The sequence below is a fragment of the Pseudomonas sp. UV AK001 genome (assembly GCF_046097675.1).
Lineage (GTDB): Bacteria > Pseudomonadota > Gammaproteobacteria > Pseudomonadales > Pseudomonadaceae > Aquipseudomonas > Aquipseudomonas kribbensis.
Genome location: NZ_JBJUVZ010000013.1, coordinates 128,100 through 147,964, shown reverse-complemented (window position 1 = coordinate 147,964; position 19,865 = coordinate 128,100). Strand labels below are relative to the sequence as shown.

At 57.6% G+C, this 19,865-nt stretch carries 20 protein-coding genes; all 20 read right to left on the bottom strand.

The features are described 5' to 3' along the window. Positions 1–542: 542 nt before the first annotated feature. A complete protein-coding gene (locus ACKLNA_RS27560; RefSeq protein ID WP_408987707.1) occupies positions 543–737 on the bottom strand; it encodes a hypothetical protein in 195 nt (64 codons plus the stop codon). Positions 738–872: 135 nt separating this feature from the next. Continuing rightward, entirely contained in the window at positions 873–1,109 is a 237-nt protein-coding gene (locus ACKLNA_RS27555) for a hypothetical protein (RefSeq protein WP_408987706.1), read from the bottom strand. Between the two features lie 108 nt (positions 1,110–1,217). After that, positions 1,218–1,730 carry a type III toxin-antitoxin system TenpIN family toxin gene (gene tenpIN, locus ACKLNA_RS27550; protein ID WP_408987705.1) on the bottom strand — a complete coding sequence of 171 codons (513 nt, stop codon included), beginning with the start codon at positions 1,728–1,730 and terminating at the stop codon, positions 1,218–1,220. 399 nt (positions 1,731–2,129) lie between these two features. Continuing rightward, the gene (glmS, locus tag ACKLNA_RS27545; RefSeq protein ID WP_408987704.1) at positions 2,130–3,962 is read right to left on the bottom strand and encodes a glutamine--fructose-6-phosphate transaminase (isomerizing); all 1,833 of its coding nucleotides are present in this window, start codon (positions 3,960–3,962) and stop codon (positions 2,130–2,132) included. A 2-nt stretch (positions 3,963–3,964) separates the two neighbouring features. Further along, a complete protein-coding gene (locus ACKLNA_RS27540; protein ID WP_085713102.1) occupies positions 3,965–4,741 on the bottom strand; it encodes a DeoR/GlpR family DNA-binding transcription regulator in 777 nt (258 codons plus the stop codon). 131 nt (positions 4,742–4,872) lie between these two features. Next, on the bottom strand, positions 4,873–6,240 hold the full coding sequence (glmU, locus tag ACKLNA_RS27535; protein WP_408987703.1) for a bifunctional UDP-N-acetylglucosamine diphosphorylase/glucosamine-1-phosphate N-acetyltransferase GlmU: 1,368 nt from the start codon (positions 6,238–6,240) through the stop codon (positions 4,873–4,875). Between the two features lie 118 nt (positions 6,241–6,358). Beyond that, positions 6,359–6,784 carry a F0F1 ATP synthase subunit epsilon gene (locus tag ACKLNA_RS27530; protein WP_007954164.1) on the bottom strand — a complete coding sequence of 142 codons (426 nt, stop codon included), beginning with the start codon at positions 6,782–6,784 and terminating at the stop codon, positions 6,359–6,361. Between the two features lie 45 nt (positions 6,785–6,829). Continuing rightward, on the bottom strand, positions 6,830–8,206 hold the full coding sequence (gene atpD / locus ACKLNA_RS27525) for a F0F1 ATP synthase subunit beta (protein WP_007954162.1): 1,377 nt from the start codon (positions 8,204–8,206) through the stop codon (positions 6,830–6,832). Positions 8,207–8,233: 27 nt separating this feature from the next. Then, positions 8,234–9,094, bottom strand: a complete 861-nt coding sequence (gene atpG / locus ACKLNA_RS27520; RefSeq protein ID WP_008084419.1) for a F0F1 ATP synthase subunit gamma — start codon at positions 9,092–9,094, stop codon at positions 8,234–8,236. Between the two features lie 50 nt (positions 9,095–9,144). Beyond that, a complete protein-coding gene (gene atpA, locus ACKLNA_RS27515) occupies positions 9,145–10,689 on the bottom strand; it encodes a F0F1 ATP synthase subunit alpha (RefSeq protein ID WP_085606310.1) in 1,545 nt (514 codons plus the stop codon). Positions 10,690–10,710: 21 nt separating this feature from the next. Then, the gene (locus ACKLNA_RS27510; protein WP_007911956.1) at positions 10,711–11,247 is read right to left on the bottom strand and encodes a F0F1 ATP synthase subunit delta; all 537 of its coding nucleotides are present in this window, start codon (positions 11,245–11,247) and stop codon (positions 10,711–10,713) included. Between the two features lie 12 nt (positions 11,248–11,259). Then, entirely contained in the window at positions 11,260–11,730 is a 471-nt protein-coding gene (locus tag ACKLNA_RS27505) for a F0F1 ATP synthase subunit B (protein WP_007954149.1), read from the bottom strand. A gap of 58 nt (positions 11,731–11,788) precedes the next feature. Beyond that, the gene (gene atpE, locus ACKLNA_RS27500; RefSeq protein ID WP_003097235.1) at positions 11,789–12,046 is read right to left on the bottom strand and encodes a F0F1 ATP synthase subunit C; all 258 of its coding nucleotides are present in this window, start codon (positions 12,044–12,046) and stop codon (positions 11,789–11,791) included. Between the two features lie 134 nt (positions 12,047–12,180). Beyond that, a complete protein-coding gene (gene atpB / locus ACKLNA_RS27495) occupies positions 12,181–13,050 on the bottom strand; it encodes a F0F1 ATP synthase subunit A (protein ID WP_085686128.1) in 870 nt (289 codons plus the stop codon). A gap of 16 nt (positions 13,051–13,066) precedes the next feature. Next, positions 13,067–13,474, bottom strand: a complete 408-nt coding sequence (locus ACKLNA_RS27490) for a F0F1 ATP synthase subunit I (protein WP_003229783.1) — start codon at positions 13,472–13,474, stop codon at positions 13,067–13,069. Positions 13,475–13,622: 148 nt separating this feature from the next. Next, positions 13,623–14,495, bottom strand: a complete 873-nt coding sequence (locus ACKLNA_RS27485; protein ID WP_085713100.1) for a ParB/RepB/Spo0J family partition protein — start codon at positions 14,493–14,495, stop codon at positions 13,623–13,625. Positions 14,496–14,504: 9 nt separating this feature from the next. After that, positions 14,505–15,302 carry a ParA family protein gene (locus ACKLNA_RS27480; protein ID WP_085713099.1) on the bottom strand — a complete coding sequence of 266 codons (798 nt, stop codon included), beginning with the start codon at positions 15,300–15,302 and terminating at the stop codon, positions 14,505–14,507. 18 nt (positions 15,303–15,320) lie between these two features. After that, positions 15,321–15,965 carry a 16S rRNA (guanine(527)-N(7))-methyltransferase RsmG gene (rsmG, locus tag ACKLNA_RS27475; RefSeq protein WP_007911906.1) on the bottom strand — a complete coding sequence of 215 codons (645 nt, stop codon included), beginning with the start codon at positions 15,963–15,965 and terminating at the stop codon, positions 15,321–15,323. Then, the gene (mnmG, locus tag ACKLNA_RS27470; protein WP_408987702.1) at positions 15,962–17,860 is read right to left on the bottom strand and encodes a tRNA uridine-5-carboxymethylaminomethyl(34) synthesis enzyme MnmG; all 1,899 of its coding nucleotides are present in this window, start codon (positions 17,858–17,860) and stop codon (positions 15,962–15,964) included. Before mnmG ends, rsmG begins: the two co-directional genes overlap by 4 nt. 553 nt (positions 17,861–18,413) lie before the next feature. Further along, on the bottom strand, positions 18,414–19,784 hold the full coding sequence (gene mnmE, locus ACKLNA_RS27465) for a tRNA uridine-5-carboxymethylaminomethyl(34) synthesis GTPase MnmE (protein ID WP_408987701.1): 1,371 nt from the start codon (positions 19,782–19,784) through the stop codon (positions 18,414–18,416). Between the last annotated feature and the right edge of the window lie 81 nt (positions 19,785–19,865).

Genomic DNA, 19,865 nt, shown 5'->3' with positions numbered 1-19,865 from the left:
TGGACGAGATGCTCGGTTTCTTTCAACTCGTATGCATACGTCTTTACTTGTACATACAAGCATATGCAATTGAACGGCCAACTTATGGAGAAGCTGTTCGACAAACCCAGCGGACATCGGTGAAGACACCGAAATCACAGGGCATCGAGTGATTGAATTTTTTTCGAAGGGGCGCTTTTTGAAAGCAGAGAGGCTGTTACAGGAGCGTGGCATTGCACCGCGCTGGGGTGTTCGGTAACAAAAAGTGGGAAACATCCCACAGCCTGGAAACCCCAAGCTGGGGCTGTTTGGGTTGCTTACATCATAGTTGACACAACACACCCAGCGGAAACATTGAGCTTGCTAGCAAGACCAATGCTGCCGTGCGGCATCATAGATAGACACAGCTTCATGCATGCATCGAACTGCCATCGATAATTTGACACAAGCGCCGAAGCACGGGCTCATCTGTGAGCAACTTGGTCGCGAGGCCTTTATACAGCGGACCTTGAGTTAAGGCGCGCAGCCCTCTTCTCCTATAACGATTGCTGGACGCTTATCTACTACTTGACTGAAGCCCGGCTGCCATTTTGGCTGCCATGATCGCTGTGGAGTAAAACATTCTGTGGGCGGCCCCGCTGCTCATATGCCATGTCCTGGGCCTTGATCACCACATAGGCATCAGACTTCGCCTCCATCCGCCATTCTGCGATGGCGCGGATGGCGATCTCCGCTGCTTGCTCTAGGTTGTAGAGCACGCATGACCACCATGACGATTTCGTTTAAGTAGGAGTCGGCAGGGTAAAAAACCGTCACAGCTTGCTGTGGCGGTTTTTCATTTCCGGCGGGCAAAAGAAGCCCCAGTGCGGGCTTCTGGAGTTGCAGGGTAGATCTCAGGACAACTTTGCGATCACCAGCTTTTGAGCTTCCACAGCCTGACGTGCGTGATAAACCGCGTCGCGCATTCTCCGACCTTCTTCTTCGTGCATCTGGTCTTGGCGCATGCTGCCGTCGCGGCGACGGTAGTCATAATCCCGCCAGTCTGCCAGGTCCTTTTCGGCTGCTGCTAGGATCTGCTCCAACTCCAGCAGACGAGCGATCGCTGCCTCTTTCTCGGGTGTATCGGGCATAACGACTCCTTGGCTGCGCTTCTGCACAGAGGTATTCCCCTTCAGGCCAGGCCCTTATGCCTGGACGCGCTATATATACCCCTTCCCTTTAGGTGTAAAGCGCAAGCGTCACTCTACAAGCGCAGTCGCCGGGGCCTGTGCTGGAGCTGCAGCACCCGCCTGTTCCACGATCCCCAGCTCGACGTGGTAGTTGACCAGGGTGCTGAAGCGGTATTCGTAGCCAAGCACGGTGGACTCTGGAGTTTCCGTGCATAGCTTGATGTACCGGTCCACATACCGCTGAAATTTTTTCTCGATGACATACTCGTTATCACGAAGCTTCTGGTACTCAGCTCCGGGGATCCGAAACACCTCGTCGGCGATATAGGCTTCCTTGGTCAACAATACTGCCTTGCTGAAGTCCAAGCCCTTCTGCCCTTTCGTTAGGTAGCAGTGTTTGTTCGATACAGCCACGTGGGAACGCAGAGGGATGCCGAACGTCAAGCCGCGCACCTCAAACACTACGATGCCGTACCCGCGGGTCTTATTGCCGCCGACCCACCCGCCTGCATCCTTGTCCAGAACCTCCACGAGGTGAGTGTTCTCGTCGTAGAAGAGGTCTTCCAGTTTCCTCAGTTGCATCGCTATTGCTTTCCCCAGGTAAAAAAAAAGCCCTTCTTTTGAAGGGCTTTTTCTGTGCTTTCGAGTGGCGATTTCTTTTTTTTACGTGGGGTTCAACCTACCGCCACAACTTTCGTTTGGACATTTCTTTTTTTTACGTGGGGATTGTCCTTCCGCCACATCACGAGTCCAAAGGTACTGCTGGGTGACGGTGTTGTCAACCATTAAGCATTGACGACTGGGGTCGATCCATCACCGCCACCTTCCAATTTCTCTGAATTCGAGTACGCGGGTAAGTGTAAGCAGAAGAAAGCTTCGCTAGCTGCCGCCCCCTGCGGCATCGGTGCTAGCGACAGCCTTTATCCATTTCCGACAGACTTTATTTCGTAGGATCAATTGCTGGATACCAATGTGGATAACTTATTCCACCGTCACCGACTTAGCCAGGTTACGCGGCTGGTCCACGTCAGTGCCCTTGAGCACGGCGACGTAATACGACAGCAGTTGCAGCGGGATGGTGTAGAGAATCGGCGACAGGATGTCGTGGATGTGCGGCATCTGTACCACATGGGTGCCTTCGCCGTTGGTCATCCCGGCCTTCTCGTCAGCAAACACGATCAGTTCGCCGCCACGGGCACGGACTTCCTGCAGGTTGGATTTGAGCTTCTCGAGCAGTTCGTTGTTCGGCGCCACGGTGACCACCGGCATGTCGTTATCCACAAGCGCCAGCGGGCCATGTTTCAGTTCGCCGGCAGGATAAGCTTCGGCGTGGATGTACGAGATTTCCTTGAGTTTCAGGGCCCCTTCCATCGCGACCGGGTATTGCGCGCCACGCCCGAGGAACAGGGTGTGGTTCTTGTCGGCGAACAGTTCGGCGATCTTTTCCACGGTGCTGTCCATGGCCAGCGCTTCGCCCAGACGGGTTGGCAGGCGACGCAGTTCTTCGACCAGCGTGGCTTCAACGTCTTTGCCCAGCGTGCCGCGCACCTGGCCCAGAGACAGAGTCAGCAACAGCAGGCCAACCAGTTGCGTGGTGAACGCCTTGGTCGAGGCCACGCCGATTTCGCGACCGGCCTGGGTCAGCAGGGTCAGGTCGGATTCGCGCACCAGCGAACTGATGCCGACGTTGCAGATTGCCAGGCTACCCAGGAAACCCAGCTCCTTGGCGTTGCGCAGCGCGGCCAGGGTGTCGGCGGTTTCGCCGGACTGGGAGATGGTGACGAACAGCGTGTCCGGCTGCACCACGACCTTGCGGTAGCGGAACTCACTGGCGACTTCGACCTGGCACGGAATTCCGGCCAGCTCTTCGAGCCAGTAACGGGCAACCATGCCGGCGTGATAACTGGTGCCGCACGCGACGATCTGCACGTTGCGGACTTTGGCGAACAGTTCAGCCGCTTGTGGGCCGAACGCCTGCACCAACACCTGGTTCGGGCTGAGGCGACCTTCCAGGGTGCGCTGTACCACGGATGGCTGCTCATGGATTTCCTTGAGCATGTAGTGGCGGAACTCACCTTTGTCGGCGGCTTCGGCACCGTCGGTGTACTGCACGGTCTGGCGCTCGACGGCTTTGCCGGTCACGTCCCAGATCTGCACCTTGTCGCGCTGGATTTCGGCGATATCGCCCTCTTCCAGGTACATGAAACGGTCAGTGACCTGACGCAGGGCCAGTTGGTCGGAAGCGAGGAAGTTCTCGCCGAGACCCAGGCCGATCACCAGCGGGCTGCCGCTGCGGGCAGCGACCAGACGATCCGGTTGCAGCGCGTGGATGACCGCCAGACCGTAGGCGCCATGCAGTTCCTTGACGGTTGCCTTCAGGGCATCGGTCAGGTCCGGCAGGTTCTTGAGTTTTTCGGTCAGCAGGTGAGCGATGACTTCGGTGTCGGTGTCGGAAGAGAACACGTAACCCTGCGCCTTGAGCTGTTCGCGCAGCGCTTCATGGTTTTCGATGATGCCGTTGTGCACCACTGCGACGTTGCCGGAGAAATGCGGGTGAGCATTGCGTTCGCTCGGCGCACCGTGGGTTGCCCAACGGGTGTGGGCAATGCCGAGACGGCCAACCAGCGGGTGTTCCGCCAGGGCTGCGTCCAGTTCGCTGACCTTGCCCACACGACGGGTGCGCTCCAGCGTGCCGTCATTGGTGTACACCGCCACACCGGCACTGTCATAACCCCGGTATTCGAGGCGCTTAAGGCCTTCGACCAGGATGGCGGTGATATTACGTTCAGCTACCGCGCCGACAATTCCACACATGCTTATTTCTCCTGACTGACCGTCGCGCAAATCAAATTGATACCGCGAGCCTGAATCTGATCCCGTGCCTCCTGCGGCAGGCGATCATCGGTGATTAGGGTATGGACGCTGCTCCATGGCAGCTCCAGGTTTGGAATCTTGCGGCCGATCTTGTCGGCCTCGACCATCACGATCACTTCCCGCGCCACTTCCGCCATTACCCGGCTCAAACCGAGCAGCTCATTGAAGGTGGTGGTGCCACGCACCAGATCGATGCCGTCGGCACCGATGAACAACTGATCGAAGTCGTAAGAGCGTAGTACCTGCTCGGCGACCTGGCCCTGAAAGGATTCCGAATGGGGATCCCAGGTACCGCCGGTCATCAGCAGGACAGGTTCATGTTCGAGTTCGCTCAGGGCATTGGCGACGTGGAGGGAGTTGGTCATCACCACCAGCCCCGGCTGTTGGCCGAGTTCGGGAATCATCGCGGCGGTGGTGCTGCCGCTGTCGATGATGATCCGGGCGTGCTCGCGAATACGTGTCACCGCCGCGCGGGCAATCGCCTGTTTGTACTTGGAAACGTTCTGACTGACATCGGCCACCAGTTCCTGGGGCATGGTGATCGCTCCGCCATAACGGCGCAGCAGCAGACCATGGCTTTCCAGCGCGGCCAGATCCTTGCGAATCGTAACTTCCGAGGTTTCGAAACGCTTGGCGAGCTCGTCGACACTCACTTCGCCCTGCTCGTTGAGCAAGGCCAGTATGTTGTGGCGACGTTGGGGCGTATTGCGTTTCGACATGGCTTGGTAAGTTTCGTTTCGAAAGATAACGGAAGAAATCAAAACCTATCGACGCAAAGTCGTCAAGCTGGGGATGAAAAAAAATCGCTGCCCAGGGCAGCGATCCTTTTGATTGAAGCGCTGTGGATAACTCAGCTCTTCTTGATCTTCTCCGGCCGCTTCCAGCCATCGATGTTCTTCTGCCGCGCACGACCGACGGCCAGCTGGGCGTTATCCACATTCTGAGTGATGGTCGAACCGGCTGCGGTGGTTGCACCGGCAGAGATATCCACAGGCGCCACCAGCGAGTTGTTGGAGCCGATAAACACGTCTTCGCCCAACACGGTTTTCCACTTGTTGGCGCCATCGTAGTTGCAGGTGATGGTGCCGGCGCCGATGTTGGTACGGGCACCGATCTCGGCATCACCCAGATAAGTCAGGTGTCCGGCCTTGGCGCCCTCGCCCATGCGGGCGTTTTTCAGTTCGACGAAGTTACCCACATGGGCGCGAGCTTCCAGCACGGTGCCCGGACGCAGGCGTGCAAACGGGCCGGCATCGCTGCCTTCACCCAGCACTGCGCCTTCGATATGACTGTTGGCCTTGATGACAACGCCCTTGCGCAGGGTGCTGTCCTTGATCACACAGTTCGGGCCGATCACCACGTCATCTTCGATGACAACCTTGCCTTCGAGAATCACGTTGATGTCGATCAGCACATCGCGACCAACGGTCACTTCACCACGCACATCAAACCGGGCCGGATCACGCAGAGTCACGCCCTGCGCCATCAAGCGGCGGCCGGCACGCAACTGATAATGACGCTCCAGCTCGGCCAGTTGCTTGCGATCGTTGGCGCCCTGCACTTCCATCGGATCGTGGGGTTGCTCAGTCGCTACCACCAGGCCATCACCAACCGCCATTTCGATCACGTCGGTCAGGTAGTACTCACCCTGGGCGTTGTTGTTCGACAGGCGACTCATCCAGTCAGCCAGATGACTGGCAGGCACTGCGAGAATCCCGGTATTGCCTTCTGTAATCGCGCGTTGCGCTTCAGTGGCATCCTTGTGCTCGACGATTGCCGCAACCTTGCCGTTCGCATCGCGCACGATGCGCCCGTAGCCAGTCGGGTCATCCAGTTCGACGGTGAGCAACCCCATCTGACCGGGAACGACATGCTTGAGCAGTCGCTGCAGGGTTTCGACTTCGATCAACGGCACGTCACCGTAGAGAATCAGCACGGTGTCGGCCGTAATGAACGGCACAGCCTGTGCGGTGGCATGGCCGGTGCCCAATTGCTTGTCCTGCAGCACGAAATTGAGATCATCGGCGGCCAGGCGCTCGCGCACGACATCGGCGCCATGGCCGATGACCACGTGAATGCGCTGTGGATCGAGTTGACGGGCACTGTGGATAACATGGCCGAGCATGGAGTCGCCGGCAATCGGGTGCAGCACTTTCGGCAGTGCCGAACGCATGCGGGTGCCTTGGCCGGCCGCGAGGATAACGATTTCAAGAGACATGACTGGCTACCAATCCTGGGTGGTCAGCAACTGCGACCGGGTTTGTAGAATTCTGAAAAGAAAAAAGGGTAGCCGAGGCTACCCTTTTTTATCAATCGCACAACAAGTGGCTGACGGATTAACCGCCAAACTTCTTGCGGATCTGCTGGACGGTGCGCAGCTGAGCTGCAGCCTCGGCCAGACGTGCGGACGCAGCTCCGTAGTCGAAATCTGCGCTCTTCTCATGCAGAGCGGCCTCGGCTGCCTTGAGAGCTGCCTGAGCCTGAGCTTCATCCAGGTCGGCGGCACGTTGCACGGTATCGGCAAGCACCTTGACCATGTTCGGCTGAACCTCGAGGAAACCACCGGAGATGTAGAACACCTCGGCTTCCCCGCCTTGCTTGATCAGGCGGATCGGACCCGGCTTGAGATTCGTGATCAGCGGCGCGTGACCCAGAGCGATACCAAGATCACCCAGAGCACCGTGCGCAATCACCATCTCGACCAGGCCGGAAAAGATTTCTCCTTCCGCGCTGACGATATCGCAATGGACTGTCATAGCCATCTGATTGCCTCAACCTAAATGAGCGCCCGTTGCCGGGCGCCGGGATTACAGTTTCTTGGCTTTCTCGATCGCTTCTTCGATGCCGCCGACCATGTAGAACGCTTGTTCTGGCAGGTGGTCGTAGTCACCGTTGAGGATGCCTTTGAAGCCAGCAATGGTGTCTTTCAGGGAAACGTATTTACCCGAAGCACCGGTGAAGACTTCAGCCACGAAGAACGGCTGCGACAAGAAGCGCTGGATCTTACGAGCACGGTTTACCAACTGCTTGTCGGCTTCCGACAGCTCGTCCATACCCAGGATCGCGATGATGTCCTTCAGCTCTTTGTAACGCTGCAGCACGTACTGAACGCCGCGAGCGGTCTCGTAGTGATCGTTGCCGATCACGTTCGGGTCCAGCTGACGCGAAGTCGAGTCCAGTGGGTCTACCGCCGGGTAGATACCCAGGGAAGCGATGTCACGGGACAGAACGACGGTGGCGTCCAGGTGAGCAAACGTGGTCGCTGGCGACGGGTCAGTCAAGTCGTCCGCTGGTACGTATACGGCCTGGATCGAAGTAATCGAACCTTGCTTGGTCGAAGTGATGCGCTCTTGCAGCACGCCCATCTCTTCAGCCAGGGTCGGCTGGTAACCTACTGCCGAAGGCATACGGCCCAGCAGTGCGGATACTTCGGTACCGGCCAGGGTGTAACGATAGATGTTGTCGACGAACAGCAGAACGTCGTTACCTTCGTCACGGAACTTCTCGGCCATGGTCAGGCCGGTCAGCGCTACGCGCAGACGGTTTCCTGGTGGCTCGTTCATCTGACCGTAGACCAGCGCTACCTTGTCGAGAACGTTGGAGTCCTTCATCTCGTGGTAGAAGTCGTTACCCTCACGAGTACGCTCACCCACACCGGCGAACACGGAATAACCGCTGTGCTCGATGGCGATGTTACGGATCAGTTCCATCATGTTTACGGTCTTGCCTACACCGGCACCACCGAACAGACCGACTTTACCGCCCTTGGCGAACGGGCAAACCAGGTCGATAACCTTGATGCCGGTTTCCAGCAGCTCGTTGCCACCGGCTTGTTCCGCGAAGGAAGGAGCGGCGCGGTGGATACCCCAGCGCTCTTCTTCGCCGATCGGGCCAGCTTCGTCGATCGGGTTGCCCAGTACGTCCATGATCCGGCCCAGAGTCGCTTTACCGACCGGTACGGAGATGGCTGCGCCAGTGTTGTTGACGTCCAGACCGCGCTTCAAGCCTTCGGTGGAGCCCATCGCAATGGTACGAACCACGCCGTCGCCCAGCTGCTGCTGAACTTCCAGAGTGGTTTCGGCGCCTTGAACCTTCAAGGCGTCGTAGATGCTCGGTACGCTGTCGCGTGGAAATTCCACGTCGATAACGGCGCCGATGATTTGAACGATACGTCCGCTACTCATAGCTGGATCCTCTGAATATTTGAACCGTTAAACCGCGGCAGCGCCGCCGACGATTTCCGAGATCTCTTGGGTGATCGCAGCCTGACGCGCCTTGTTGTAGATCAGCTGCAAATCGCTGATCAAATCACCGGCGTTGTCGGTAGCGTTCTTCATCGCGATCATCCGCGCAGCTTGTTCGGCCGCGTTGTTCTCGACCACCGCCTGGTACACCTGCGACTCCACGTAACGCACCATCAAGCCGTCAAGCAGCTCTTTGGCGTCTGGTTCGTAGAGGTAGTCCCAGTGGTGCTTGAGATCCTGATCCGGGGTCGCTACCAGTGGAATCAACTGCTCCACGGTAGGCTGTTGCGTCATGGTGTTGATGAACTTGTTGGATACCACGGACAGGCGGTCAATACGGCCGTCCAGATAGGCATCCAGCATCACCTTGACGCTGCCGATCAGATCATTGATCGACGGCTCTTCACCCAGGTGGCTGATAGCTGCAACGACGTTACCGCCGAAGTTGCGGAAAAAGGCCGCACCCTTGCTACCAACGACACACAGATCAATCTCGACGCCGTTTTCGCGGTTTACCGCCATGTCCTTGACCAGGGCCTTGAACAGGTTGGTGTTCAAGCCGCCGCACAGACCACGGTCACTGCTCACCACGACATAGCCGACGCGCTTGATGGCGCGGTCGATCATGAACGGATGGCGGTATTCCGGGTTGGCGTTGGCCAGATGCCCAATTACCTGGCGGATACGCTCCGCATAAGGACGGCTAGCAGCCATGCGCATTTGTGCCTTGCGCATTTTGCTGACCGCCACTTTTTCCATGGCGCTGGTAATTTTTTGCGTGCTTTTGATGCTCGCAATCTTACTGCGAATCTCTTTTGCGCCTGCCATGTAACACCTATCAGGTTAGCAAGCGGGAGCCTTGCGGCTCCCGCTGCGGCTTACCAGGTTTGGGTGGCCTTGAACTTCTCGATACCAGCCTTCAGGCCAGCGTCGATTTCGTCATTGAAGTCACCTTTAACGTTGATCTTCGCCATCAAGTCGGCGTGATCGCGGTTGAAGAAAGCAATCAGCGCTTGTTCGAAGCTGCCGATCTTGGCGATTTCAATGTCAGTCAGGAACCCACGCTCAGCGGCATACAGCGACAGCGCCATGTCAGCGATCGACATAGGTGCGTATTGCTTCTGCTTCATCAGCTCGGTAACGCGCTGACCATGCTCAAGTTGCTTGCGGGTCGCTTCGTCCAGGTCAGAAGCGAACTGGGCGAATGCCGCCAGTTCACGGTACTGAGCCAGAGCGGTACGGATACCACCGGACAGCTTCTTGATGATCTTGGTCTGAGCGGCACCACCCACACGGGATACCGAAACACCGGCGTTCACTGCAGGGCGGATGCCCGAGTTGAACATGGCCGATTCCAGGAAGATCTGACCGTCGGTGATGGAAATCACGTTGGTCGGAACGAACGCGGAAACGTCGCCAGCCTGGGTTTCGATGATCGGCAGTGCGGTCAGGGAACCGGTTTTGCCGGTCACTGCGCCGTTGGTGAACTTCTCTACGTACTCTTCCGAAACGCGGGATGCGCGCTCCAGCAGACGGGAGTGGAGATAGAACACGTCGCCTGGGTAAGCTTCACGGCCTGGTGGACGGCGCAGCAGCAGGGAAATCTGGCGGTAAGCCACTGCTTGCTTGGACAGATCGTCATAAACGATCAGCGCGTCTTCACCGCGGTCACGGAAGAATTCGCCCATGGTGCAACCGGAGTACGGAGCCAGGAACTGCAGTGCTGCAGATTCCGAAGCGCTCGCTGCAACGATGATGGTGTTAGCCAGTGCACCGTTTTCTTCCAGCTTGCGAACCACGTTGGCGATGGTCGATTGCTTCTGACCGATTGCCACGTAGACGCAGAAAATGCCGCTGTCTTTCTGATTGATGATCGCGTCGATCGCCAGAGCGGTCTTACCGATCTGACGGTCACCGATGATCAGCTCACGCTGGCCACGGCCGACAGGGATCATGGCATCGACAGCCTTGTAGCCAGTCTGTACAGGCTGGTCTACCGACTTACGCCAGATCACGCCCGGAGCAACTTTCTCGACCGCGTCGGTCTCGGTGTTGCCCAGTGGACCTTTGCCGTCAACAGGGTTACCCAGTGCGTCGACAACGCGACCCAGCAGTTCCTTACCAACCGGAACTTCGAGGATGCGGCCGGTGCACTTGGCGCTCATGCCTTCAGCCAGAGTCGTGTATGCGCCCAGTACAACGGCACCTACGGAGTCTTGCTCCAGGTTGAGGGCCATACCGTAGACGCCGCCCGGAAACTCGATCATCTCGCCGTACATGACGTCGGCCAGACCGTGAATCCGCACGATACCGTCAGATACGCTGACGACAGTGCCTTCGTTACGGGCTTGGGAGGTCACATCGAGCTTTTCGATGCGGCCCTTGATAATTTCACTTATTTCGGAAGGATTGAGTTGCTGCATTGCTCTGCTGCCCCTTCAAACTCAAGATTTCAATGCTTCGGCAAGTTTCGCGATTTTGCCGCGAATCGAGCCATCGATAACCAGGTCGCCGGCGCGGATAACGACACCACCTATGAGGGCAGCATCCTCCGCAACTTGCAGGCGCACTTCCCGGTTGAGTCGTGCACTGAGAACCTTGGCGAGTTTGTCTTGCTGTTCTTGGTTCAATGCAAAAGCACTGGTCACTTCAACGTCTACCGATTTCTCTTGTTCGGCCTTGTACAGGTCGAAAAGAGCAGCGATCTCCGGCAGAAGCGGGAGACGGTCGTTTTCGGCAACGACATTGATGAAGTTCTGTGCCTTGGCATCAAACTTGTCGCCGCACACGTCAATGAACGTGGCGGCCTTTTCTGCGCTCGTCAGTCGCGGGGCCTTGAGCACGCGCTGCATGGTGTCGTCTTGCGACACCGCTGCAGCCAGGCCGAGCATGGCTGACCAATTGGCCAGTTGCTGGTGGGCCTGAGCGTGCTCGAAGGCCGCCTTAGCGTAAGGTCGGGCCAACGTGGTCAGTTCTGCCATGATCGCCCTCGCTTAGATTTCAGCAGCCAGTTGGTTAACCAGCTCTGCGTGCGCGTTTTGATCGATTGTGGCACCCAGGATCTTCTCGGCGCCGCCGACAGCCAGCAAGCCCACTTGGGCGCGCAGCTTGTCTTTGACACTGTTCAGTTCCTGTTCGATCTCGGCTTGAGCCTGAACCTTCACACGGTCAGCGTCGACACGGGCCTTTTCAACGGCCTCTTCGACAATCTGGTTACCGCGTTTCTTGGCTTGCTCGATGATTTCAGCTGCCTGAGCTTTCGCTTCGCGCAGTTGCTGACCCGCTTTCTCTTGGGCCAACTCCAGGTCGCGAGCTGCACGGCTGGCAGCGTCCAGACCATCAGCGATCTTCTTTTGACGTTCGTGCAGAGCTGCGATGACCGGAGGCCATACGAACTTCATGCAGAACAGTACAAAAATCAGGAACGCAACGGACTGGCCAATCAGGGTCGCATTAATGTTCACGCCAACACCTCGCAGTTACGTTGTCCATCACACCAAATCACTCGGAAAGTCCGAATGATTAGCCAGCGATTTGACCAACGAACGGGTTCGCAAAGGTGAAGAACAGAGCGATACCAACACCGATCATGGTTACGGCGTCGAGCAGACCGGCAACGATGAACATTTTAACTTGCAGCATTGGAACCATTTCTGGCTGACGCGCTGCGCCTTCCAGGAACTTGCCGCCCAGCAGGCCGAAACCAATTGCGGTACCCAGTGCGCCCAGGCCGATCAACAGTGCAACAGCGATAGCGGTTAGACCAACTACAGTTTCCATCTTTCCTCCCGACTTTTACGTCGTATGGTTTAGGTTTTTTAGATTAAAGCGGTAAAACAAATCGTTTCATGGTGCCCCGTGAGGAGCCCCTCCCCGTTTTACCGGGAAGGACATCAGACTAGTCGAGACTGGTCTTAATGGTTTTCTTCGTGCGCCATCGACAGGTAGACGATGGTCAGCATCATGAAGATGAACGCCTGCAGGGTGATGATCAGGATGTGGAACACAGCCCACGCCCACTGCAGGACAACGCCCAGGCCGCTGAGCCAGAGCAGGCCGCTGCCGAACATTACAGCGATCAGGATGAACACCAGCTCGCCGGCATACATGTTGCCGAACAGACGCAGAGCCAGAGAGATCGGTTTGGCGATCAGGGTCACGAATTCCAGCAGGAAGTTCACCGGGATCAGCAGGGCCTGAACGAAGATGTTCTTGCTGCCGAACGGGTGCAGGGTCAGCTCGCCGATGAAGCCGCCGAGGCCCTTGACCTTGATGCTATAGAAAATGATCAGTGCGAAAACCGAGAACGCCATGCCCAGGGTCGCGTTCGGGTCGGTAGTCGACACGGCACGGAACGGGATGTGGTGGTCGCCGGAGATCAGGATGGCCAGCTGAGGAATCCAGTCGACCGGTACCAGGTCGACGGCGTTCATCAGGAACACCCAGACGAAGATGGTCAGTGCCAGCGGTGCGATCACCGGGCTACGGCCATGGAAGCTGTCTTTCACGCTGCCATCGACGAATTCGACCAGGACTTCAACGAAGTTCTGCAGTGCACCTGGCTGACCGGAAGTCGCCTTCTTGGCCGCCATGCGGAAAAGAATGACGAAGATCAGACCCAGTGCGACCGACCAGCCGAGGGTATCGACGTGGAAAGCCCAGAAGCCCATTTCCTTGGCTTCTGCTGCGGTGTGGGCAAAGCCCCAGCCGCCGTTGGGTAGCTGACCGAAGGTCAGGTTCTGCAAGTGGTGCTGGATATAGCCCGAAGCGGTTGTTTCTGCCATGGTTGCCTCAAACGCCCTAAGGTCTCGAAAGTCTTGTTCTCATCAGCAGGGGAGCGAACCAGCTGACCGACTGAGTCAGCACGAAGGCGCCGAATACAGCGATCGGCGCCAGTGGCTTCACACCTGCAAACACCAGTGCAAACAGCACTGCCGTCAAAATCAGTTTGCCTGCCTCGCCGGCATAGAAAGACCGGACGATGGACTGGGCTGCTCGGGCGCCGGAAAACCGAAATGCCTTGTGAGCGAAATAAACATTGGGCAGCAAGGCTATCAGGCCTCCGCAAAGTCCCGAGTATCCGGCAACGACTCCGTGCCATTGCCAGAGCGCCAAAGCGGCAATGAGCAAAATGACAAATTGAGCCATCAACACCGGAAAAACCGCCAGGCGATGGAACGGCAGGCGGTTTGGCTTGCGGGTTTCCATCACTATTGCTCTCCAATGGTCGGCTGCCGAAATTCAATAACTTGGCATAATTTGTGCCGACAAAATGCGCGCAGAGTATAGGGGCGGTTCTGCCCCTATTCAACTGTCAGGTAGTGATTTCCGACTGCGCGCTACAAGAGGAATTGTTTCAGCGGATGTGTGCAAGCACACCCTGAAGCTCATCGAGGGAGTTGTAACCGATCACCAACTGACCCTTTCCTTTCTTCCCGTGGCGGATCTGCACCGCAGAGCCTAGGCGCTCTGCCAGACGCTGCTCGAGGCGCGCGATATCCGGGTCGGGTTTGGCAGGTTCAACAGGCTCGGGTTTGCCACTCAGCCACTGACGAACCAGTGCCTCGGTTTGGCGCACGGTGAGGCCGCGTGCGACAACATGTCGCGCCCCTTCCACCTGCTGATTGTCCGGCAGACCGAGCAATGCACGGGCATGACCCATTTCCAGGTCGCCGTGGGACAGCATGGTCTTGATGACTTCCGGCAATGCAATCAGGCGCAACAGGTTGGCCACCGTGACACGGGACTTACCCACAGCCTCGGCCACCTGTTGCTGGGTGAGCTGGAATTCCTGCTGCAAGCGCTGCAGGGCCACCGCTTCTTCGATCGGGTTCAAGTCTTCGCGCTGGATGTTCTCAATCAGCGCAATGGCGATCGCCGTTTCATCCGGCACGTCACGGACCATCGCCGGAATGGTTTCCTGCCCGGCCTGCTGGCTGGCACGCCAGCGGCGCTCACCGGCGATGATTTCAAAGCGACCGCCACCAATCGGGCGAACCACGATCGGCTGCATCACGCCTTGAGTCTTGATCGACTGCGCCAGTTCTTCCAGCGCCTGCGGATCCATGTCCCGGCGTGGCTGATACTTGCCACGTTGCAGCAGGTCCAGCGGCAGGTGCTGCAACTCACGGCTGTCAGCCTGCGCCGCCTGTTCTTCCAGCGAGCTGACAGTCGGACCGCTCAGCAGTGCATCCAGTCCTCGTCCGAGACCTCGTTTCTTGACGGCCATGGGGATTCCTTAAGTTGGCTGGGCAGCGGCGATGCGTGAATTTTTGCGCTGACGGCGAACCATCTCGCCCGCCAGGGCCAGATAGGCCAGCGCGCCACGCGATTGCTTGTCGTAGGCCAACGCCGGCATGCCGTAGCTCGGTGCTTCGGCCAGACGGATGTTGCGCGGGATGACGGTGTCGTACAGCTGATCGCCGAAGTGTTCCTTGAGCTGGGCCGATACATCGTTCATCAGGCTCAGACGCGGGTCATACATGGTCCGCAGCAGGCCTTCGACTTTCAGGTTCGGGTTCAGCAGTTCGGCGATGCGCTTGATGTTATCCACAAGGTCACTCAAACCTTCGAGCGCAAAGTACTCGCACTGCATGGGGATAATCACCCCGTCAGCGGCGACCAGTGCGTTCAGTGTGAGCATCGACAGCGACGGCGGGCAGTCGATCAGGATGTAATCGTAGTTTTCACGGATCGGCGCCAGCGCGCTGCGCAGACGGCTTTCCTTCATCTGCATTTCCAGCAGCACCACTTCGGCCGCCGTCAGATCCCGGTTGGCCGGAAGCAGTTGATAACCGCCATGTTCCGAAAAGTGCATGGCCTGGGCCAGATCGCATTCGCCGATCAGCAGGTCGTAGACCGAGTTTTCCAGGCCATGTTTATCCACACCGCTACCCATGGTGGCGTTGCCCTGTGGATCGAGATCGATCAACAGCACCCGGCGCTTGGTCGCGACCAGGGATGCTGCGAGGTTGATGCAGGTGGTGGTCTTGCCCACACCACCCTTCTGGTTCGCTATCGCGAATACCTTAGCCATTCTTGCTTGTGTTCCCAATCATGCCGTGCGGCGCAGTATCAGCAGATGGCGTTGGCCTTGGCAACCGGGTACGGCCAGGGCGTGTTCGCTATCGAGTTTGAAGTCTGCCGGCAATGCTACCAGCTCATCGGCCGGATGAACGCCCTTCATTGCCAGCCAGCGCGTATCGGCATCGCCGAGGTGGCGAGTCCAGTTGGTGAAGTTCTCCATGCTGCTGAATGCCCGGGAAATGATCCCGTTGAATGGCTGGGCAGGCTGGAACGCTTCAACGCGACTGTGGATAACTTGCAGGTTGTCCAGTTTGAGTTCGAGTTTGACCTGAGTCAGGAAGCGGGTTTTCTTGCCGTTGCTGTCCAGGCAGGTCACTTGCGAGTCCGGGTACAGGATCGCCAAAGGGATCCCCGGCATGCCGCCGCCGCTGCCGACATCCAGCCAGCGGCCGTTTTCGATGAACGACATCACGCTGAGACTATCAAGCAGGTGACGGGAAACCATTTCGTCCGGATCGCGAACGGCAGTCAGGTTGTAGGCCTGGTTCCATTTGATCAACAGGGCCAGATAACCCAGCAGCAATTCGTGCTGGGTTTCAGTGAGATTGACACCGAGCTCACGGGCTCCTGTGGATAACTCTTCGGCGTGTTGCGAAGTGACCTTAGAACTCAAGCGCTTTGCTCCAACTGACGGCCCGCGCCGCGTTTTTTCAAATGAATCATCAACAGCGATATCGCTGCCGGGGTCACACCCGGGATCCGCGAAGCCTGGCCCAGCGTCTCGGGACGCGTGGCACCCAGCTTGCTCTGGATCTCCTTGGAGAGACCGGAAATGTTGGTGTAATCGATATCCACAGGCAGTTTCGTGTCTTCGCTTGCACGCAGACGGGCGATTTCGTCCTGTTGACGGTCGATGTAACCGGCGTATTTGGTCTTGATCTCGACCTGCTCGGCGACCTGTGGATCTTCCGCGCCCTGCCCGGTCACTTCGACCAGACCAGCGTAGTCGATTTCCGGACGGCTCAAGAGATTGAGCAGGTTGTATTCGTGAGTCAGCGGCGTGCCGAATTTTTCTGCAATTGCATCGCCCTGCTGGGTGCCCGGGCGAACCCAGGTGCTTTTCAGGCGCTGCTCTTCCAGCTCGATGTTTTCGCGCTTCTTGCAGAACGCTGCCCAGCGCGCGTCATCGACCAGACCCAGTTCGCGACCTTTTTCGGTCAGACGCAGGTCGGCGTTGTCCTCGCGCAGAATCAGGCGGTACTCGGCACGGGAAGTGAACATGCGGTACGGCTCTTGGGTGCCGAGGGTGATCAGGTCGTCGACCAATACCCCGATGTACGCCTCATCGCGACGCGGGCACCAGGCTTCTTTGCCTTTGGCACGCAATGCGGCGTTCGCACCAGCCAGCAAACCCTGGGCGCCGGCCTCTTCGTAACCGGTGGTGCCATTGATCTGGCCAGCGAAGAACAGACCGCCGATGACTTTGGTTTCCAGGCTGTACTTCAGGTCGCGCGGATCGAAGTAGTCGTACTCGATCGCATAACCCGGACGCACGATGTGCGCGTTTTCCATGCCGCGAATCGATTGCACGATCTGCAATTGCACGTCGAACGGCAGGCTTGTGGATATCCCGTTCGGATACAGCTCATGGGTGGTCAGGCCTTCCGGCTCGATGAACACCTGATGGCTTTCCTTGTCGGCAAAGCGATGAATCTTGTCTTCGATGGACGGGCAATAGCGCGGACCAATGCCTTCGATCTCGCCGGCAGCGGAATACATCGGCGAACGGTCGAGGTTCGCGGCAATGATTTCGTGGGTGCGGGCGTTGGTATGAGTAATCCAGCAACTGACTTGCCGTGGATGTTGTTCCTTGTTGCCCATGAACGACATCACCGGGATCGGCGTATCGCCTGGCTGCTCGGTCATCACCGAGAAATCCACAGACTTGCCGTCGATACGCGGTGGCGTACCGGTTTTCAGGCGACCGACACGCAGCGGCAGTTCACGCAGACGATGCGCCAGGGCGATCGATGGCGGATCACCGGCGCGACCGCCGGAAAAATTCTGCAAACCGATGTGGATAAGTCCGCCCAGGAAGGTACCGGTGGTCAACACCACGGAATCGGCGAAGAAACGCAGACCCATTTGTGTGACAACACCGCGTACTTGTTCCTGCTCGACGATCAGGTCGTCGGCGGCCTGCTGAAATATCCACAGGTTCGGCTGGTTTTCCAGAATTTCGCGGACAGCCGCCTTGTAAAGAATCCGGTCGGCTTGCGCACGGGTTGCACGTACGGCCGGGCCTTTACGGCTGTTCAACACGCGAAACTGGATGCCACCCATATCGGTAGCAATGGCCATCGCGCCGCCAAGGGCATCGATTTCCTTGACCAGATGACTTTTGCCAATGCCGCCGATGGCCGGGTTGCAACTCATGGCACCGAGGGTTTCCACGTTATGCGTCAGCAGAAGGGTTTTTGCACCCATGCGTGCTGAGGCCAGTGCTGCCTCGGTACCGGCATGACCGCCGCCGATGACGATCACTTCAAAACGGGAAGGGAAATCCACCACGCACCTCGTGCCTGCTTAAGTAGGTAATTCAGGAATAGTTTGAGATCAGGTTTCTGGACCTGGTCGACAAGTATAGGGACTTCGCCCTTCCTAAAGAACCCTTTGCACAAAATTTAACCAGCTGTGGAGAACTCGCGGTTAAAAGAATAAAAAAGAGAGAAATTTATAAAACCTTTGTTTTAAAGCTTATTCTTACTGCCCGTGATTTCTGTGGATAGATTGATACAGGCCTTTATTTTCAATATGTACAGAGATTCAAAACCCTGTGCCCATGTGGCCATGAGGCCCTTGGATAACCGGTGTAAGCCTGTGGATGAATGGAGTGGTTATCCACAGAGGCAGTTATGTTCAGATTTCAGGCCCTGTTATCAACTGCCCTCAGCGGCAGTTATTCACAGGGCTTAATCCACAGAAATCGGATGAATGAGCATGCAACGGACAGGTGAAATCCGCTCAGGGAGAAGGAATCTGCCCGGCACTGGAAAAGAAGGAATGCGAGAAGGAGAAACAGACAGGCCGCGAATGGACCTGTCTGTGGACAACAGAAGGGTTATTTACCGATGCAGAAGCTGGAAAAGATCCGTCCCAGCAGATCATCGGAGCTGAACGCCCCGGTAATTTCCCCGAGATACTGCTGAGCCTGACGCAGATCTTCTGCCAACAGTTCGCCAGCCCCTGCCTGAGTCAGCTGTGCACGACCGTGTTCCAGGGCCGCGCTGGCATGACGCAGCGCTTCCAGGTGGCGGCGGCGTGCACTGAAGCTGCTTTCCGAGGTCTGCTCGTAACCCATGCAGGCCTTCAGGTGATCGCGCAGCAGATCCAGGCCTTCGCCGGCAGCCTTGGCGCTCAGGCTGATGGTGACATGGCCATCGTCGCTGACTTCCAGGGCAATCGCTTCACCGGTGAGATCCGCTTTATTGCGAATCAGGGTGACCTTTGCCGGATCTGGTCGGGTTTCGAGGAATTCAGGCCATAACGCGAACGGATCTGCAGCTTCCGGTGCTGTGGCATCGACCACCAGCAGTACCCGATCGGCTTCGCCAATGGCTTTCAACGCACGTTCGACGCCGATCTTTTCCACATGGTCGTCGGTATCACGCAAACCGGCGGTATCTACGACATGCAGCGGCATGCCATCGATGTGGATATGTTCGCGCAGGATATCCCGGGTCGTGCCGGCGATTTCCGTCACGATGGCGGCTTCTCGACCGGCCAATGCGTTGAGCAGACTCGACTTGCCGGCATTCGGACGACCGGCAATCACCACCGTCATGCCATCACGCAGCAGCGCACCCTGCCCGGCTTCACGCAGTACGGTGGATAACTCGTCGCGTACCTTGTCGAGCATGCTCAATACATGGCCATCGGCGAGGAAGTCGATCTCTTCTTCCGGGAAATCGATGGCTGCCTCAACGTAAATCCTCAGACCGATAAGTTGTTCGGTGAGGTTATGCACACGCTGGGAAAACGCGCCCTGCAAGGAACGCAAGGCGTTACGTGCAGCCTGTGCAGAACTGGCTTCGATCAGGTCGGCGATGGCCTCGGCCTGAGCCAGGTCGAGTTTATCGTTGAGGAAGGCGCGTTCGCTGAATTCCCCCGGACGGGCCAGACGGCAACCCAGTTCCAGGCAACGCTTGAGCAACATGTCCAGAACGATCGGGCCACCGTGGCCCTGCAGTTCCAGTACATCTTCACCCGTGAACGAGTTCGGCCCGGGGAAATACAGCGCCAGACCTTCATCCAGCACCTGTTGATCGTCACTGAAGAAGGGGCCGTAGTGGGCAAACCGCGGTTTCAGTTCGCGGCCGCTGATGGCTTTGGCCGCAACGCTGGCCAGCGGCCCGGAAATTCGAACGATGCCCACGCCGCCACGGCCCTGGGCGGTAGCGACGGCTGCGATGGTTTCACGAGGTGCGCTCATAAACCGGTATCCAGACAAAAATGGCAGATAGCAAAACGCCCCACTAGGGGGCGTTTTGAGTGGTGTTATCCACAGAGTAAG

Bases quoted from the DNA above. Each gene is read 5' to 3' on its own strand.
- ACKLNA_RS27555 (WP_408987706.1), bottom strand. From the start codon at position 1,109: ATGCCCGATACACCCGAGAAAGAGGCAGCGATCGCTCGTCTGCTGGAG.
- tenpIN (WP_408987705.1), bottom strand. From the start codon at position 1,730: ATGCAACTGAGGAAACTGGAAGACCTCTTCTACGACGAGAACACTCAC.
- glmS (WP_408987704.1), bottom strand. From the start codon at position 3,962: ATGTGTGGAATTGTCGGCGCGGTAGCTGAACGTAATATCACCGCCATC.
- ACKLNA_RS27540 (WP_085713102.1), bottom strand. From the start codon at position 4,741: ATGTCGAAACGCAATACGCCCCAACGTCGCCACAACATACTGGCCTTG.
- glmU (WP_408987703.1), bottom strand. From the start codon at position 6,240: ATGTCTCTTGAAATCGTTATCCTCGCGGCCGGCCAAGGCACCCGCATG.
- ACKLNA_RS27530 (WP_007954164.1), bottom strand. From the start codon at position 6,784: ATGGCTATGACAGTCCATTGCGATATCGTCAGCGCGGAAGGAGAAATC.
- atpD (WP_007954162.1), bottom strand. From the start codon at position 8,206: ATGAGTAGCGGACGTATCGTTCAAATCATCGGCGCCGTTATCGACGTG.
- atpG (WP_008084419.1), bottom strand. From the start codon at position 9,094: ATGGCAGGCGCAAAAGAGATTCGCAGTAAGATTGCGAGCATCAAAAGC.
- atpA (WP_085606310.1), bottom strand. From the start codon at position 10,689: ATGCAGCAACTCAATCCTTCCGAAATAAGTGAAATTATCAAGGGCCGC.
- ACKLNA_RS27510 (WP_007911956.1), bottom strand. From the start codon at position 11,247: ATGGCAGAACTGACCACGTTGGCCCGACCTTACGCTAAGGCGGCCTTC.
- atpE (WP_003097235.1), bottom strand. From the start codon at position 12,046: ATGGAAACTGTAGTTGGTCTAACCGCTATCGCTGTTGCACTGTTGATC.
- atpB (WP_085686128.1), bottom strand. From the start codon at position 13,050: ATGGCAGAAACAACCGCTTCGGGCTATATCCAGCACCACTTGCAGAAC.
- ACKLNA_RS27490 (WP_003229783.1), bottom strand. From the start codon at position 13,474: ATGGAAACCCGCAAGCCAAACCGCCTGCCGTTCCATCGCCTGGCGGTT.
- ACKLNA_RS27485 (WP_085713100.1), bottom strand. From the start codon at position 14,495: ATGGCCGTCAAGAAACGAGGTCTCGGACGAGGACTGGATGCACTGCTG.
- ACKLNA_RS27480 (WP_085713099.1), bottom strand. From the start codon at position 15,302: ATGGCTAAGGTATTCGCGATAGCGAACCAGAAGGGTGGTGTGGGCAAG.
- mnmE (WP_408987701.1), bottom strand. From the start codon at position 19,784: ATGAGCGCACCTCGTGAAACCATCGCAGCCGTCGCTACCGCCCAGGGC.